The sequence below is a fragment of the Marinobacter sp. L-13 genome (genome assembly GCF_056857715.1).
In genome coordinates this window covers 81,339-98,682 of sequence record NZ_JBSXNQ010000056.1, presented here as the reverse complement: position 1 = coordinate 98,682, position 17,344 = coordinate 81,339, and the positions used below count along the sequence as shown (strand labels likewise).

The following is a 17,344-nucleotide window of genomic DNA, read 5'->3' as shown; positions in this document are numbered from 1 at the left end:
CACTCGTTCAGGCTCGGGGGAAGAAGCAGTTCCTGGCCAGGCGAATACGGGCGGAAAGTGGTTCCCATCAGTCATCCTGTTGCTGAAGAATTTTGATCTATTGTGCCAGAATGTAGCTTCTGCCGCGCAGACTCCTAGGCGGTTCCATCCAGCTGCTGGATGGCAGCGGAGAGGTTGTTCCAGCGATGGTTCTGGTGAAAGGCAATCGGATAACGGTGGACCCTTGTGTGGTCGAGGATCCCAGGGACTGTGGCAGCAAGGACGATATCCTGGACACCGGCCAGACCTATACCCTGCGCCTGGAAAACCTGGCCAGCCTGACTTCGCCCGAAGCAGACCGGTTCAGTGAGGAAATCGCATTCACGCCCCGCGAGACAGGCCCAACGGTCGTACTTCAGCAGTCTGCTGTTGATTCCGGGCTGGCCGCAGGTATTGCTGAGCAAGACGTCACCCGATCAGTCCTGAACGGCCAGGTCATTAACGGCGTCACGCTCAACTCGGTGCTCCAGGGAGAAGCAGGCCCCTCCCAACAGACCGGCGATCTGTTTGCAGAGCTGGCTTATGCGCCGGCCTTCGAGGCTGATGAAGCGCTTCCGTTGCGTATCGCCCGGGGCAGCGTGCTGAACAGTACCAGTCTGGATGTTCTGGTGGGCGGCGAGGTTCCTGTGCTGGACGCCGCGACCGGCCAACTTCAGACCACCGGCAACATCAAGGTCACCATGTTGTCAGACGCATCCGGCTACCTGAGCCCCAACCCCTACACCGATGACATTAACGCGCCCAGACATATCACGCTGTTTATGGATGTCGCCATGAACACCGAAAATGCCCAGCCCAACGCTGCACTCTCCCAGGATCTGATGGGGGTCGAGTTGCGGGGCATCGCGCTGGTGCAGGATGGCGTATTGACCATCGATGCCATCGGAATGGTGGAACCAAACCTTCTCGGCCAGGAGTACACCGACTCGACCATCGCGTTCCATCTTCAGGCGGCCACCGATGCCGATTCGGTTCTCGACGCCGAGCTACTCCGCGAGCTGGATAGCACAGCCCCCAGCCTGATCAGCTGGATGCCCGGACCGGACAACGCCATTCCGGATACGCGCCAGTCCATGCAGCGCCCCGGGGATCCGGTCATTCTGTTCTTTGATGAGCCGCTTGCCGCGGACTCCATTGATACCGGAATTTCACTGTTCGCGGATGGTGTTCCTGTTGAGACACTTGAGACACAACTGGACGGAACTGCCGTTATCGTGAATCCGGGCGATGGCCTGCGCCATGGCGTTGACTACGAAATCGTCATCGATGGTTTGACCGATCTGGCCGGCAACTCAGCCACCGTGGCACCGTTACAGTTTTCACTGGATGATATTGGCGGCTCCGCTGTAACCCGACGCCCTGCCCTGGCCCTGACCACCTATCCGGGCTACCCCTGCGAAACCGATCATAGTCTGCTGGATCTCTCCGCCGGCGTACTGGGACAGTGCTATTCCGATGGAGGTGTGGGTGACACTCTACCAGTCAGCACCATGCCGTCAGATCGTCCCATTACCGTTGTCTTCTCCAAGTCCATGGACCTGAATTCCATTATTCAGGGAGACACCTTCATCGTCGAGAAAGTGAGGCAGGAACCCAATGGTTCGGTCACGGTTGTGGAAAGCAACGTACCTGGCCGGCTTGAAAAGAATCTCCAGCGGATCCGGTTCTACCCGGACCAGCCCTGGGAAGCCGACGCACACTATCGGTACACCCTGAAGTCATCGGAGGATGCAGGAAGCTGCTCGACTGGAAGCTACACCTCAGTTTGCGATTCCGATGGCCTGGCACTGAAAACCGACCTGCTTGAAGGGCTTGATGACGGAGGTGGCAACAACGGACCGGACGACATGGTGATCTATTTCACCGGAACCGAGCCTCTGGACAGCGTTTTCACGCCTCTGCGAAACCTGCCAGTTCGCGACACCAATGCCAACTTCATTGTGGACTGTGACTCCAACACTAACCCGGACTGTCTTGAGCCGTTTGACCACCAGGGCAGCGACGCTGAGGGCTGGGCCGCTTCAGCCAATTCAACGAAACTGAGGGTCCGCAATAACGAAGCATCAGCCTCTCCGCCCGTGATTGTAGCCAGTACCGCCGATGCGCGGGTTGGCTGCGAGACCGGCGAGCGTTGCCCAAAAGATAAGTTCATCTACCAGACCTACGCCCTCAACACGGAAGTTATTGGCCCTGGCGTTTATGAACCAACCGGTGATGAGGGGATTCTGGTGAACCTGTATCCCACGCAGTTGGCGACCACATCGATCAGTGTGTTCACAGAGCTTAGGGTTTTTGGATTTATCCCACTCCAGGAGGAGTCCATTACCAATACCCAGGTCCTCCGCATGCGCTATGCCAAGGACGACCCGGCGTGTTCCGGCCCGGGCTGCAGCCGCTCTGGCCTGATACCCGGGGTAATAACCGAGGGTGAAAATGGCCAGCCGGTCTTCAAAACCCGGGCCGAATTGATGCTCGATGCGCCCGATATGGAAATCCCGCTGGGAGGCCGCCACGACCTGTACGGTCGGGAGTTTGTGCTTGAACTGGAGGGCAACATCACCTTCTTCGATGACGGCCGGATGCAGATTGAGCAACGCAACTCAAACCTGGTCGACATTAATGTCCGGGCGCGGGCGCTTGGAGTGCCTGGCGGCGAAATCGTGACGATTGATCTGCCCCTGCAAATCCCCGAACAGGGCGTTTACCTCAACTTCATATCCAACCCGGTCAAAGAGATCCCGACAGAGCATTAAAAATGCTCTGAAACCATTGCAAAGGGCCAGCCTTCGGGTTGGCCCTTTTTGCACAGGGTACAAACGGTGGTTATTTCCCCATCCAAGCCATTTACTGCTAATCTGGTTGCAGATTGAAACTGCTATAGCAAAACAACAACCCTTCAGGAGAGCCCCTTCATGGAAAACGGCACCCACTATCGTACCTGTCACCTTTGCGAGGCCATGTGCGGTGTCGCGATCGAAATGAAGGACGGCCGGATTGCTTCCATCAAGGGCGATGAGAATGATCCGCTCAGCCGGGGGCATATCTGTCCGAAGGCGGTTGCGCTTCAGGATCTGCACGAAGATCCGGACCGCCTGAAAAAGCCCATACGCAAAACCGGGACCGGCTGGCAGGAAATGGAGTGGGCAGAGGCGTTTGACCTGGTCGCCGAAAAGCTCCACCAGACCCGCCAGGACCACGGCCACAACAGCATCGGCGTTTACCTCGGCAACCCGAACGTACACAACCATGGTTCCCTGGTTGCCACCATGCCATTGCTGCGAGCCATCGGAACCCAGAACCGGTTTTCAGCAACGTCCAACGATCAGCTGCCTCACATGCTCGCCAGTCTCGAGATGTTCGGGCACCAGGTTCTTTTCCCCATTCCCGATATCGATCACACGGATCTGTTTATCTGCATTGGCGCCAATCCCATGGCGTCCAATGGCAGCCTGATGACGGTTCCGGACTTCCGCGGGCGACTCAAGGCCCTGAAGCAGCGCGGCGGCAGAATGGTTGTGGTGGACCCCCGCCGCACCGAGACCGCAAAGCTGGCCGACGAATTCCACTTCGTCCGGCCCGGAAGCGATGCCCTGCTGATGATGGGCATGGTGCATACATTGTTTGAAGAAAAGCTGGTGGATCCCGGTCCGGCGGAATGGCTGGTGAAAGACGCAGACCTTCTGCGCCTGGCGGCTCTCAGCTTCACCCCGGAAGCGGTCAGCGCACACACCGGTATTTCCGCGGAGGACATTCGCGCCCTCACCCGACAGCTCGCCACCACGCGAAAGGCGGCTCTTTACACGCGCATGGGGACAAGCACCCAGACCTTTGGCGGTGTGGCAACCTGGCTGGCCTATTGCCTCAACATCCTGACCGGGAAACTGGACCTGCCCGGCGGCGTTCTGTTCTCGCAGCCGGCGATTGATCTGGTAGAGCTTGGTGCCATGGCCGGTCAGAAGGGTCACTTCGGCAAGCGCCACAGCCGCGTGAAGGGGCTGCCTGAATTCGGCGGAGAATACCCGGCCAGCACCATGGCCGATGAGATGTTAACCCCTGGCGATGGGCAGATCAGGGCTTTTGTCACCGTTGCCGGCAATCCCGTTCTCTCCAGCCCCAACGGCCGACGTCTGGAGGAAGCCCTGGGCGGCCTCGACTTCATGGTCTCGGTGGATTATTACCTCAACGAAACAACCCGGCATGCGGATATCATCCTGCCCCCGACCGCGGCGCTGGAACGCAGCCACTACGATCTGATTTTCAGCATGTTTGCGGTGCGCAATTTCGCCAAATACAGCGAAGCACTGTTCGATGCCGGCCCGGGAGCCCGCCATGACTGGCAGATTCTACTGGAGCTGGCCCATCGGTTGGAAAAGCTCCGGAAAGGTGGGCAACTGGCCCTTCGGGCGGAACTCGGCTGGCGCGCCTTCAAGCAGATTGGGCCAGACCCGATTCTTGATCTGCTCTTGCGATCCGGCCCCTATGGCGCTGATGCCGGGCGTGCGCGGGGCTTGCTGCAGCCTGCGGTCGATCTGGTGATGGATATCCTGCCGAAACGACATCCGCTTCGTGGACTGGCCAAGCTCAGCCCCCTGAACCGCCACTGGCAGGAGCTACCGAAAGGGCTTTCCCTGAGTGCCCTGAAGGACAACCCGAACGGCGTCGATCTGGGCCCTCTCCAGCCGTCCCTGCCTGAACGCCTGTTTACCCGCGATGGCAAGATCAACCTTGCGCCAAGGCGCTACCTGGACGACCTTGGCAGGCTGCATGAGGCCCTGGCTGCACCGGCCGGCGAGTCTCTGCAACTGATTGGCCGGCGCCACGTCCGGAGCAACAACTCGTGGATGCACAACAGTCAGCGGCTGGTTAAGGGCAAGGACCGGTGCACCCTGATGATTCATCCCAAAGACGCCAGCCGCCTGGGTTTGCAGGCCGCTGACTCGGCAGAAATATCTTCGGAATCCAGGCAGATAGTCTTGCCGGTTGAAATTACCGAGGATGTCATGCCCGGCGTGGTATCCATTCCCCATGGCTGGGGCCATGACCGCGACGGCACTGGCCAGTCAGTGGCGGCTGCCCATGCCGGTGCCAGCATCAACGACTTGCTCAGCGACGGTCGAATTGATCCGCTCTCTGGCACTTCCGTATTGAATGGACAGTCCGTTGCTGTCAAAGTCTGGCGCCCGGAGCGCCAACGCAAACGGGCCTGATTCATAAGAGGAGCTGAAAATGCCCCAGTGGCTGCAGTGGAGTCTGATTATTGCTGGTCTCATCGCCATCGTTCTGCTGGCGGTCTTCATCCGGCGTCAGATGGGGTTGCTTTCGGAAAATCGCAAACGGCAGGCCAAAGCCGAGGCGTTCCAGACCAACCGCAGACAAGACATGATCCGCAGTGTTCATGTTATTGCGATGGCGGTTGAAGAGGATCAGATCGAATACTCGGAAGCCTGCCTCAGACTCAAGGGCCTGCTCGATCACATTGCTCCGGAGTTGCTGGAGCAATCACCTTTCGGTGTATTCCAGAAAGTGCATGACCAGTTGCAGCACATGCCCACGCACCGGGCACGGCAAGCAACTGAGACAAAGTTCGTGGACAAGATGGACAAGGAACGTTTCGAAGTGGAACAGAAGCATGCCGATGCGATTCGCCGGGCCGCAACCGCTATCCGACACCACTCCTTTTCAGGTTAGAGTCAGCTATTCAAGCATCCAGGGAACTGGTCAGACCTTATTTTTGTAACATTTTGTAACTACTCGGTCGACAAAAAGAATAATTTAGCTCATGAAATCAAAAGGTTCTGACGCGGTGAAAAACTGACACGACGATCATTCCTTCCAGGTTACAACTGTTGACTTTTCTTTTTTCCATCAGGGTCTAAATTAGAAGCAAGGGGGCACCGATCATCTGCGGCAGGTGCCACCTAACGTTGTTTTCTCCTGATAAGTTTGGACGACTCTGCAATAAAGCGGGTGAGCTTGCCGGCCTCTGAGCCGGCTTTTTTTGAATCAAAATATGGGGATGTAGACCTTACTGACTCATCATACCGGCCATTGCCATAACGCTATCTTTATTGTGAACCAGTTCATCGAACTGTTCCTCAACCTGCCCTCGATCAAGACCCAACTCATCGAAGACTGCCTGATCAACCTCTTCACCAGCGCCGAGAGCTACACCTCGTGCCGTTAGCAACTGCCGGCCGAGCCAGAGCAAACGGGCGTACACGCTGTTCGATCCACTGTAGAAGCGATTCTTTTGATAACGGATTGCCAGTGTGACCTCGTCGGGCATGCCCCAGTTCTCCATGAGCTGGGCTGCAATCTGCTCTCGGGTAATGCCAAGTAAATAGTGTTCAGTAACCGAGGAATCAATATCAGGATTCACTTCCAGCGAACGGCATACCAGCTTAAAATGTGGCGGAAACACTTGCGCCAGAACCAGGTGGCCAAAGTTGTGGAGAAGGCCTCCCAGATAGGCAAGACCAAAGACAGGACGCTCTCCGCGGGGCATCATGCTGGCCAAAATACCGGCGGACTGGGCTTGCCAGATAGCCTGCTGCCAGTAATCCACATAACCTTCGGGATGATCCTGAGGCTGCTTTAATGCCCGCCCCAACGAAAGGCCCATGGCCAGGTTCATGACAAGGTCGAATCCGAGAACTCGGGACACCGCATCATGCACTGATTTTACCTGGCCGGCGGCGGCATAGAACGAAGACGACGCCCAACTGACCACCTGCGCTGCCAAGCTTGGATCGCTCTCGACGATATCAACGAGGTCCCCCATAACAGCATTGGGATTTACTCGTAAATGGATGATTCTCTGCGCGGTTTCAGGCAGTGGTGGTAACTCAAGCGTATCTTCAAGTCTCTGCTGTATTCTTAAACCGGTGAATTTTTTGATGGCCGAATGGAATTGATCCCGATCTCTGTCTTGGTCATCATAATTAACCGAAATGGATTCCAGGGCGACTGCAAGAGAGTGTCGATCGGCGTTGGCTGTCAGAGCCTGAAAGTCCTCTGCAGGCATGACCATCGCGAGATTCTGTTCGCCAAGCTCCAACGCAACCGCAGAAAGTTGATCCACACGCTCATCAACAAGCGTCGGCCAGCCGGTCAATGAAGGCAGTGCTGGAAGCGCTTTAAGGCCAGCCCGCTCTCTCACCCGCACTTGCTCGCGGCGCTTCATCAGACGCAGATCACGCCCGAGTTCCTTGTTCATCTGTTCTAAATCAATCAGATCGTCCTTGCGACAAATCACCTGAAGGTTACCTTGCTCATCAGTCAGCAAGACCATGCGTAACAGTTCTTTTCGGCTGGCGGTGCTGACATCCCTCAAGGATACACCCGCTGCGGTCTCACCCAGAGCCTGCTGAACTGCGACAGGTAATTCCATAAATTTCTCCCGAATATTGCTGTTTTCCGCCGGATAACCCGAACCCGAAAATCATACTGAACCCAGTATAGGGCAAAGAAATGACTCTGACGTTGACTGAACTCTATTTCCAGAGCGTTTTCATACGCTTTCAGTGAATAAACGGACGCCTTTACACATCGCCGTAACGGGTTCTCTCACCGAGCCATCGTCGCACCAGAGCGCGGACAGTCTCCGGATGAACCATCAATCCCGGTGCCATTTTCCGAACTGGCTCAATCCAGCCCTTGTCGCGTTCGAAGTCCGCCAGACGAAACTGCATCATACCGGTTTGCCGGGTACCCAATACTTCGCCCGGCCCCCGAATCTCCAGGTCTTTCTCGGCAATAAAGAAGCCATCCTGGCTGTCCCTGAGCGCCTGCAGCCGGGCCTTGCCATTGGCGGACAAAGGCGGGTGGTACATCAGGACACAGAAACTTGCCTGCTCGCCCCGGCCAACACGACCACGGAGTTGATGCAACTGGGCCAGCCCCAGGCGTTCCGGGTTTTCAATGATGATCAGCGACGCGTTGGGGACGTCCACCCCAACCTCAATCACCGTGGTCGCGACCAGCAGGTCCAGCTCGCCAACTTTGAACTGCTCCATCACCGCCGCCTTTTCCTGAGCCTTTAGCCGGCCATGCACCAGCCCCACTTTCAGGTCCGGCAATCGCTCGGCAAGCTCCTGGGCAGTCACCTCCGCGGCTTGACACTGCAGAGCCTCGGACTCCTCGATCAGAGTGCACACCCAATAGGCCTGTCGACCTTCCCTGCAGGCGCCCCGAACCCGTTCAATCACATCTTCCCTGCGGCTGTCGGGAATCACGATGGTTTCGATCGGCTTCCGTCCTGGAGGCAGTTCATCAATCACCGAGGTATCGAGATCGGCATAGGCGCTCATGGCAAGCGTACGGGGAATGGGTGTTGCGGTCATGATCAACTGGTGAGGTGCCAGTGAGCCACCGACACCCTTTTCCCGCAAGGCCAGCCTCTGGTGTACGCCGAAACGATGCTGTTCATCGACGATGACCAGGGCAAGACGATGGAACCTGACGTCGTCCTGAAACAGGGCATGGGTGCCGATCACCACGGCGGCATCCCCTGACTGGACCGCTTCCAGCGTTTCCGTCCGGGTCTTTCCTTTTACCTTCCCGGATAGCCACGCGAGACGGATGCCCAGAGGCTCCAGCCATGCCCGGAAATTCTGAAAATGCTGTTCGGCAAGGATTTCGGTGGGCGCCATCAGGGCTACTTGTGCACCGGCGCCAATAGCCTGCAACGCCGCCAATGCCGCGACGACGGTCTTGCCCGAGCCAACATCGCCCTGAACAAGCCGGAGCATCGGCAGTGGCTGGCTCAGGTCCTGACGGATGTCGGCCAGCACATGGCGCTGGGCACCGGTGAGTGCAAAGGGCAGGGAACCGAGGAAACGCTCGGGCAAATCCCCCGTGGGCAGGAGCGGGAGCGCTTCACGGGCCTGAATCTGTTCACGCACCTGGAGCAAGCTCAGCTGATGGGCCAGCAGTTCTTCCATCACCAGGCGCTGTTGCGCCGGATGGCGCCCTTCCATAAGCAGGTTGACCGGCGCGCTGGCTGGCGGGGAATGCACCAGCTGGACAGCTTCGGTGATTCCAGGCAGCTGATACTCGGCCAGCAGGTTTCCGGGCAACCAGTCACGGATCGGGAACCGGTCAAGATAGCCCAGAGCCTGCTGGCAGAGCGAGCGAACGCGTGGCTGCTGGATGCCCTCTGTCAGCGGGTAAACCGGGGTCAGGGTCGCATCACCTTCCGCCGGCATGGGCGGCGGATTGGTCTGGTACTCCGGGTGGTAGAACTCATAACCTGCGCGCCCGGGCCGGACTTCGCCAAAGCAGCGAACCCTGGCGCCCTCGCTAAACTGGTTTTTCTGGGCCGCGTTGAAATGAAAAAAGCGCATCACCAGAAACCCGCTGTTATCCCGGAGGGTTACTTGCAAACTGCGTCTGCGACCCATGATCAGGTCCGCTTTCATAACCTCCCCTTCCACCACGGCCACGTCACCGATGCGAAGACTTCCCATGGGTATTACCCGGGTTCTGTCTTCGTATCGGTGAGGCAGGTGAAACAGCAGGTCCTGCAGGGAGATAATACCCAGCTTGGCGAGCTTTTCTGCCAGGGCGTTTCCTACGCCCTTGAGCTGGGTGACCGGTATGTCATCCAGTGACGTCATAGTCAGGCTCAGGCGCTTTCGGCCACAACCGGTGTGTCTGTTTTCGCCTTTTCGATTACCCGGCACTGGCTGGCAGCCAGGGAAAGCACATCAATAGCCTTGGGCCGCGGGAACGTGACCCGCCAGGCCAGAGCCACCGTGCGGAACGGCACCGGGGGCGCAAACGGTCGAACGGCCAGAATGTCCTCGTGGTACTGCATGGCGGTGGCGGCCGAGAGCGGTAACACCGTAATACCCAGGCCGGAAGCGACCATATGGCGAATGGTTTCCAGAGAACTGCCTTCGGTCACCAGCGCCGGTGAGCCGTTGTTTGCCCGGTGGGTTACGGCTTCTACCAGGGGTGGGCAGGATTCCAGAACCTGATCCCGGAAACAGTGTCCGGGCCCGAGCAATAGCAATTGCTCCTTGGCCAGCTCGTCGGCAGTCAACTGCTCCTTGCTGGCCAGCGGATGTCCCGCGGGCAGCAACACAACGAACGGTTCGTCATAGAGCGGCAGGGTAACCACTTCCGGCTCCTCGAACGGCAGGGCAATAATAATGGCATCCAGCTCGGACTGCCGGAGCTTCTGCCTCAGGTTGGCGGTGTAGTTCTCTTCGATATAAAGCGGCATTTCCGGGGCCGCACGCCTCAATTCGGGGAGCAGGTGCGGGAACAGATAGGGACCGATGGTGTAGATCGCACCGACCTTCAGAGGCGAATTGAGCTGGTTCTTGCCATCCTGAGCCATGTCTTTGATCAGGCCGACCTGATCGAGCACCCGCTGGGCCTGCTCGATAATGCGCAGACCGGTTTCGGTCACGCGGATGCTGCTTTTGCTTCGCTCGAATAGAGGGATACCGAGCTCGTCTTCCAGCTTTTTCACAGCAACACTGAGCGTTGGCTGGCTGACATGGCAACGCTCTGCAGCCCGGCCAAAATGCCTTTCGCGGGCCAGCGTAACGACGTATCGTAACTCGGTGAGAGTCATGGTGAGCTCCGGTCAGATAGATGCGGGTCGAAGTTTCACGAATTTATGAGGTAAAGCATAAGGATTGAAATTGTCTATGGCAATCACTGAAAGTCGTAAGACGCCCCGAATTCTCGTTGCCGGTTGCGGCAAACTCGGTGGCGCCATTGCCAGCCGGCTGACAACCTCGGCCACCGTGTTTGGCCTGCGGCGAAATCCCGGGCTTGTTCCCGAGGGCGTTCACGGCATTGGCGCCGATCTGACCAGGCCTGAGACCCTGGCCCGCAAACTTCCTGCTGATCTCGATATCATCCTCTATTGCCTGACGCCCTCCAGCTACGACCAGCAGGGCTATCGCGATGCCTATGTGACTGGCCTGGAAAATTTGTTGGCGGCCGTCGGCAGTCAGTCTCTGAAGCACCTTTTCTTTGTGAGCAGCAGCAGTGTCTATTCACAGGATGACGACAGCTGGGTAGATGAATCCAGCTCCACAGAACCGGCCCGGTTCAGCGGCGAGCAGGTCCTGGCCGGTGAACAGACCGCATTGGAAAGCGGCCATCCGGCGACAATCATTCGATACAGCGGCATTTACGGGCCTTCACGGCGTCGTTTTCTCGAGGAGGTACAGGAGGGGCGCATGAATCCGGCGAAGCCAGCACCGTTCAGTAACCGGATTCACGAGGAGGATGCAGCGGAGGCGGCTGCCCACCTTGTGAAGCTGGCACTTTCGGGAGCGTCATTGGAGACCTGCTACCTTGCCAGCGATTGCGAGCCGGTAAGACTTGATGAGGTAGTAGATTGGGTGCGGCAGCATACGCCCTGCGCCGATCCGCAGCCTGATGCCCGGAAAGGTGGCCGGGCCGGGAGCAAACGCTGCAGCAACAAGCGACTGCTGGGCACCGGCTTCCAGTTCCGCTATCCAGATTTCCGTGCCGGCTACCGCGCCATGATTGACCAGGGATGAGCCTTCGGCATTAAAAAAGGCGGCCAAGGCCGCCTTTTCTCAATTCAGGTGTTTTCAGGTCTTAGCTGAGCACCATCACCGCTTCCATTTCAATGGGCACTCCCTTGGGCAGCGCCGCGACACCTACCGCCGCTCGGGCCGGATACGGTTCCTGGAAATAGGTGGCCATGATCTCGTTGACCGTGGCGAAATTGGCCAGGTCTGTCATGTAGATGTTCAGTTTTACAATGTCCTTCAGCTCGCCACCGGCGGCCTCGCAAACGGCCTTGAGGTTATCGAATACCTGCCGGGTCTTGGCAGAGAAATCGCCGGCGACAACTTCCATGGTTTCCGGCACCAGCGGAATCTGGCCAGACAGGTACACGGTATCCCCTGCCTTTACCGCCTGGGAGTATGTGCCGATTGCCTGGGGCGCATTCTCGGTCTGAATTACGGATTTGTTGGTCATGACCCTTGGTTTCCTCTCTTCCAAAACGCCAATCCTCGCCCTTGCGTGGCGCGCCTGTCAACCGGGCTTTGGTCGGGGTCAGTGCCGCACACGGCTGATGTGGGTAATCGCACGAATGTTGCGGATCCGGCGCATCACCCGGGCCAGGTGCCGGCGACCATTAACGTGTACCACGAGACTGACAACGCCAAAGCGTGCGTTCTGCTCTTCCACGTTAATGCGCTCGATGTTGCCGTCCGCCATGGCAACCGCACTGGCCATCTCGGCAATCACACCGCGCTGGCGCTCCAGCTCTACCCGGAGCTCCACGGAAAATTCGTCGGTAATGTCCTTGGCCCATTTAAGATGCGTGAGGCGAGCCCGCCCCTCATCGTCCTCGGGCAACCGGGAGCAGGTATCGGAATGAATCACCATACCTTTGCCGGAATCCATCACGCCAACCACCGGGTCTCCCGGAATCGGCTTGCAACAGCTGGCGAACCGAACCAGAAGGCCTTCCGTGCCCCGAATGGTCACCGGGCTATGATTGCCACCCTCGATATCCCTGGGAGCCTCGATGGCTTCGGCAACCTCCGAGCCGCTCGCGAGCTGACGAGCCACCAGATAGGCCATCCGGTTGCCGAGCCCGATGTCACTGATCAGATCATCAAAACTGTTCACCTGATTGTGGTTTACCACCGCTTGCTTCTGGGCGTCGCTGATTTCCGACAGTTTCGCACCAAACCCCTTCAGGGATTTCTTCAGCAGGGTGCGACCGAGCTCCAGCGATTCCGCGCGCTTCTGGCTCTTGAGCACATGCCGGATACTGCTCCGGGCCTTGCCGGTCACCACGAAACTGAGCCAGGCCGGGTTGGGGCGGGCGCCGGGCGCGGTGATGATTTCCACGGTCTGGCCACTCTGCAGAGGCTGGCTGAGAGAACCCAGGTTGCGGTTGATTCGACAAGCTACGGTGGCGTTGCCGATGTCCGTGTGGATGGCATAGGCAAAGTCCACCGGCGTCGCCCCGCTTGGCAACTCCATGATGCGGCCTTTCGGGGTGAAAACGTATATCTCGTCCGGGAACAGGTCTACCTTCACATGCTCGATAAACTCCATGGAGTCATCGGCCCGCTCCCGCATTTCCATCAGCCCCTTCACCCATCGGTCGACCCGGGCCTGGTTGGCGCTGGTCACGCTGCTGGGTTCATTCTTGTACATCCAGTGCGCCGCAATCCCGTTATTGGCGATATGCTCCATCTCCTCGGTACGGATCTGGATCTCGATGTTTACGTGCATCCCGAACAGAGTGGTGTGGATGGACTGGTAGCCATTGGCCTTGGGCATGGCTATGTAGTCCTTGAAGCGGCCCGGGAGGGGTTTGTAGAGGCTGTGTACGGCACCAAGGATCCGGTAGCAGTCGTCTTCGGTATCGGTGATGATCCGGAACGCGTAAACGTCCATGATTTCATGGAAGGATTTCTGCTTGAACTTCATCTTGTTGTAGATGCTGTTCAGGTGCTTTTCCCGGCCCAGAATCCGCCCCGGCAGGCCCCGCTCCTCTAACTTTTCCTGCAGTTTGCCACGAATATCCTCGATGATTTCGCGGTGGCTGCCCCTGAGCTTGTCCACCGCTTTTGATATGTACTTCGAACGCATCGGATACAGCGAGGTAAACCCCAGATCCTCGAGCTCGGTGCAGATCGAGTGCATGCCCAGACGGTTGGCGATCGGGGCGTAGATATCGAGGGTCTCGGTGGCAATGCGCTGGCGCTTCTCATAGGGCATGGGGCCCAGGGTTCGCATATTGTGAAGGCGGTCCGCCAGCTTCACCAGGATTACCCGAATATCTCTGGCCATGGCCAGAGTCATCTTCTGGAAGTTTTCAGCCTGGGCTTCCGCCCGGGACCGGAATTCGATCTGGGTGAGCTTGCTGACGCCATCCACCAGTTCCGCAACATCGTCGCCGAACTGCTCCGCCAGCGCATCCTTGGGAATGCCGGTGTCTTCGATCACATCGTGAAGCATCGCCGCCATCAGGCTCTGATGGTCCAGACGGAGATCGGCGAGAATGTGGGCGACAGCCAGGGGGTGCGTAATGTACCGGTCGCCGCTTTTACGCATCTGGCCCTCGTGGGCCTGCTCGGCATAATAATAGGCGCGTCGCACCTGATTGATGCGAGTGGTATCCAGATAGGAACTTAGCTCTCGAGCCAGTCCTTCAACCGTAGCCTCTGCCGACACCGCGCCTCCACGACTTCATGAAATTCAGGGACAAAAAAACCCGAATGCACGCATCCGGGTCCTTCCAGAGTCCTTCCAGCAACGCTCTATAGCTACACTATAAAACCGCGGGGACAGATTTCAATGCTTCTCGCTTGCGGACAGATACTTATATACCCGGGTCCGCAGCTGGATCACTCGTCGTCTTCTTCCTTGAGGAGATCACGAGTAATCTTGCCTTCGGCAATTTCGCGCAGAGCGATAACCGTGGGCTTATCATTTTCTTCAGCCACCATCGGCTCGGCACCCTTGGTAGCGAGCTGACGGGCACGCTTGGTTGCCAGCATTACCAGCTGGAAGCGGTTATCAACGTTTTCCAGACAATCTTCAACGGTAACTCGTGCCATAACTTCCCCGACTCATAAAATGACTGTTTCAGCAGACCGCACAGTTTACTGTGGCCGGTTCAATTTGTATACAGGAAAACCCCGTATCACGCCGGGCCGGACAATCCCGCCAGCAACGCTCGATGCCTTGGCTGCTGCACTTCCATGCGAAGGCGCTGGGCCCGGACAATCGCGAGCAGATCTCCGAGGGCGGCTTCGAAGTCGTCATTGACCACCAGAAAGTCGAACTCCACTGCGTGACGGCACTCTTCCTCAGCCTCGGCCAGGCGCCGCTCCACGACCTCCGGCGCATCGGTACCACGCCCGACCAGTCGCTCGCGCAGCACTTCCGGCGACGGCGGCACGATGAAAATACTGACACACTCGGGAATAAGCCGTCGCACCTGTGCGGCACCCTGCCAGTCGATCTCCAGGATCACATCCTGGCCTGTTGCCAGAGTTTCCCGAACCCATGCCTGGGAAGTGCCGTAGTAATTGCCGAAGACATCGGCGTGCTCCAAAAAGTCGCCCTCGCCAATCATCGCCTCGAACACGGTCCGGCTGACAAAGTGATAGTTCACCCCGTTCTGTTCGCCCTCCCGCATCGAGCGGGTCGTGTGCGAGACGGAAACACCGAGCTTCTCGTCATTGCGGAGCATTTCCGCCACAAGGCTGGTCTTGCCGGCACCGGATGGCGCGGAGATAACGTACAGAGTACCCTGCTCAACTGCCTGACTCATAACCCGAGAACTCCAAACCTGGACACGGCGGCCGCGTATTCCGGCCAGTAAAGCACGGAATTATACGGACTTTGGCAAAACACCGCACCCCACAAGGGCGTCAGCTGATACTATTTGCCTATCCACTGTTCAGCGACTGCAAGAACCCATGCGAACCACCATCGACATCACCGTTAAGCAGCCAGGCAAAGCCATCGACGCCCTGAGCGAGGCGGCCCCCGGGCTTTCGCGTCAAAAAATCAAGGACGCCATGACTAAAGGCGCCTGCTGGTGGACTCACAAAGGCAAACGCCTTCGGCTACGCCGTGCCACAAAGGAGCTGAAACCGGGTATCCGACTGCAGCTTTACTACGACGAGAAGGTGCTTGAGAGGAAACCGGAAAAGCCGATTCTCCTTGAGAATGCGGGGCGCTACACCGTCTGGTTCAAACCTCATGGACTTCTGGCCCAGGGCTCCCAGTGGGGCGACCACTGCAGTTTGCTTCGCCTGGCCGAAATCCAGCTTGAGCAACCATGCCACCTGATCCACAGGCTCGACGCCGACGCTGCCGGGCTGATGCTGATCGCCCATGATTCGAAAGCGGCCGGCGCCCTTTCCCAGTGTTTTTCGGGGCGGACCATGACCAAACACTACAAGGCGCGAGTGGCCGGCCTTATAGACGCTCGGGAGCAGCTCGTTGATGCGCCCGTCGAGGGCAAGGCGGCCGTCAGCCGTGTATCAACGCTCGAGCTGGACGAAACCGGGGAAACTTCGCTGTTGGAAATCAGTATCGAAACCGGACGAAAACACCAAATTCGCCGGCATCTGGCGGGCCTCGGCCATCCGATCATCGGTGATCGCCTTTACGGGCGACCGGCCGGCGTACCCTTGCAGCTTCTCGCCTTTTTCCTGGAATTCGACTGCCCCCTGAACAAGCGCAAGATGACGTTCGAACTGCCGGCGGAACTGAGCGACCTCACACTGAATTGACCACCGGCGTAGAGATCCGGCTTATTCCAGATTCTGGACCTGCTCTCGCATCTGTTCGATCAGAACCTTGAGATCCACTGCAGTACGGGTAACGCCGGCATCAATGCTCTTGCTGCTCAGGGTGTTGGCCTCTCGATTGAGCTCCTGCATGAGAAAATCCAGCCGCCGACCAATGGCATCTTCGCTTTTCAGAGTATCGGACACCTCACCGATATGGGCATCCAGCCGGTCCAGCTCCTCGGCCACATCGCTTTTCTGAGCCAGCATCACCATCTCCTGGGCAACCCGCTCGGCATCCAGTTCCACTTTGGCCTTTTCGAACCGATCTCGCAGCGCTTTCTCCTGCGCCTCGAGCAATTCCGGCATACGCTTACGGACATCGGCAACGAGATCACCCATGGTTTTCAGGCGATCTTCGAACAGTGGCCGCAGGCGCTCCCCCTCCCGCTCGCGCACCGATGCAAGTTCGGCCACGGTTTGCTCGAACAGTCCGACGGCAGCCTCTTTTGCAGGGCTATAATCCTGTTCCGGCACTGACAGCACGCCCGGCCACCTGAGTATGTCCAGGGCATTGATGTGGGCCGGATTATCCAGAATCCGGTTGATGTGGTTGGCCGCCTCATTCACCGCCTGGGCCATGTCTTCGCTGATCTCGAAACTTTGCGAGCCTTTCTCTGCCGACTGCAAGCGCATGGAGACATCCACCTTGCCCCGTTTCAGCTGCTTTCTCAGTTCCTCCCGGAACCGGTTCTCCAGCTCCCGGAACGCTTCCGGCAGGCGGAAGGAGGGTTCGAGATACCGGTGATTCACGGTCCGGATTTCACAGGTCAACGTTCCCCAGTCTCCCTGGACGTCCTTGCGGGCAAATGCAGTCATACTTCGGATCATGTCAGCTCCGCTTCGATAGTGTTGTATCGATGAAGTTTAACAGGCTCTTAACAGCAACGGCGAACCGGACAAAAGGCCAACCCCAACGTGATATACTGACCGGCCTTTTCGACAAACGTTCGCCCGGGACTCGCTCCCGGACATTC

Annotated in this window: 13 protein-coding genes; 5 read left to right on the top strand and 8 right to left on the bottom strand. The window is 58.0% G+C overall.

Features of this window, described 5'->3' with window-relative positions:
• Nucleotides 1–185: 185 nt before the first annotated feature.
• The 3 genes from AC13DD_RS12340 to AC13DD_RS12330 all read left to right on the top strand — a co-directional run bounded on the left by AC13DD_RS12340 (nt 186) and on the right by AC13DD_RS12330 (nt 5,727).
• Complete coding sequence (locus AC13DD_RS12340; RefSeq protein WP_482931229.1) at nt 186–2,792, top strand: Ig-like domain-containing domain; 2,607 nt, start codon at nt 186–188, stop codon at nt 2,790–2,792.
• Nucleotides 2,793–2,951: 159 nt separating this feature from the next.
• Nucleotides 2,952–5,246: a molybdopterin-dependent oxidoreductase gene (locus AC13DD_RS12335; protein ID WP_482931228.1), complete on the top strand. Its 2,295-nt coding sequence runs from the start codon at nt 2,952–2,954 to the stop codon at nt 5,244–5,246.
• Nucleotides 5,247–5,265: 19 nt separating this feature from the next.
• Nucleotides 5,266–5,727, top strand: coding sequence for a DUF2489 domain-containing protein (locus tag AC13DD_RS12330; RefSeq protein ID WP_482931227.1), 462 nt, complete (start codon nt 5,266–5,268; stop codon nt 5,725–5,727).
• Between the two features lie 337 nt (nt 5,728–6,064).
• Here AC13DD_RS12330 and AC13DD_RS12325 read toward each other — a convergent pair whose 3' ends face one another.
• From AC13DD_RS12325 to AC13DD_RS12315, 3 genes are all read right to left on the bottom strand, one after another.
• Nucleotides 6,065–7,429, bottom strand: coding sequence for an HDOD domain-containing protein (locus tag AC13DD_RS12325; protein ID WP_482931226.1), 1,365 nt, complete (start codon nt 7,427–7,429; stop codon nt 6,065–6,067).
• A gap of 151 nt (nt 7,430–7,580) precedes the next feature.
• Nucleotides 7,581–9,656 carry an ATP-dependent DNA helicase RecG gene (gene recG / locus AC13DD_RS12320; RefSeq protein ID WP_053114225.1) on the bottom strand — a complete coding sequence of 692 codons (2,076 nt, stop codon included), beginning with the start codon at nt 9,654–9,656 and terminating at the stop codon, nt 7,581–7,583.
• Between the two features lie 8 nt (nt 9,657–9,664).
• Nucleotides 9,665–10,624, bottom strand: coding sequence for a hydrogen peroxide-inducible genes activator (locus tag AC13DD_RS12315; protein ID WP_053114223.1), 960 nt, complete (start codon nt 10,622–10,624; stop codon nt 9,665–9,667).
• Between the two features lie 76 nt (nt 10,625–10,700).
• Between AC13DD_RS12315 and AC13DD_RS12310 the strand changes: the two genes are divergently transcribed.
• A complete protein-coding gene (locus tag AC13DD_RS12310; RefSeq protein WP_482931225.1) occupies nt 10,701–11,567 on the top strand; it encodes an NAD-dependent epimerase/dehydratase family protein in 867 nt (288 codons plus the stop codon).
• Nucleotides 11,568–11,628: 61 nt separating this feature from the next.
• On the opposite strand, the gene AC13DD_RS12305 is transcribed toward AC13DD_RS12310, so the two are convergent.
• From AC13DD_RS12305 to gmk, 4 genes are all read right to left on the bottom strand, one after another.
• On the bottom strand, nt 11,629–12,015 hold the full coding sequence (locus AC13DD_RS12305) for a RidA family protein (RefSeq protein WP_008169589.1): 387 nt from the start codon (nt 12,013–12,015) through the stop codon (nt 11,629–11,631).
• Between the two features lie 78 nt (nt 12,016–12,093).
• Entirely contained in the window at nt 12,094–14,235 is a 2,142-nt protein-coding gene (locus AC13DD_RS12300) for a RelA/SpoT family protein (RefSeq protein ID WP_482931224.1), read from the bottom strand.
• Between the two features lie 173 nt (nt 14,236–14,408).
• Nucleotides 14,409–14,621, bottom strand: coding sequence for a DNA-directed RNA polymerase subunit omega (gene rpoZ / locus AC13DD_RS12295; RefSeq protein WP_008169593.1), 213 nt, complete (start codon nt 14,619–14,621; stop codon nt 14,409–14,411).
• A gap of 86 nt (nt 14,622–14,707) precedes the next feature.
• Nucleotides 14,708–15,340, bottom strand: a complete 633-nt coding sequence (gene gmk / locus AC13DD_RS12290) for a guanylate kinase (RefSeq protein WP_108019571.1) — start codon at nt 15,338–15,340, stop codon at nt 14,708–14,710.
• A 148-nt stretch (nt 15,341–15,488) separates the two neighbouring features.
• Here gmk and AC13DD_RS12285 point away from each other — a divergent pair, with 148 nt between their 5' ends.
• Nucleotides 15,489–16,310: an RluA family pseudouridine synthase gene (locus tag AC13DD_RS12285; protein WP_439531833.1), complete on the top strand. Its 822-nt coding sequence runs from the start codon at nt 15,489–15,491 to the stop codon at nt 16,308–16,310.
• A gap of 21 nt (nt 16,311–16,331) precedes the next feature.
• On the opposite strand, the gene AC13DD_RS12280 is transcribed toward AC13DD_RS12285, so the two are convergent.
• Nucleotides 16,332–17,198, bottom strand: coding sequence for a YicC/YloC family endoribonuclease (locus tag AC13DD_RS12280; RefSeq protein ID WP_424005791.1), 867 nt, complete (start codon nt 17,196–17,198; stop codon nt 16,332–16,334).
• Nucleotides 17,199–17,344: the final 146 nt, after the last annotated feature.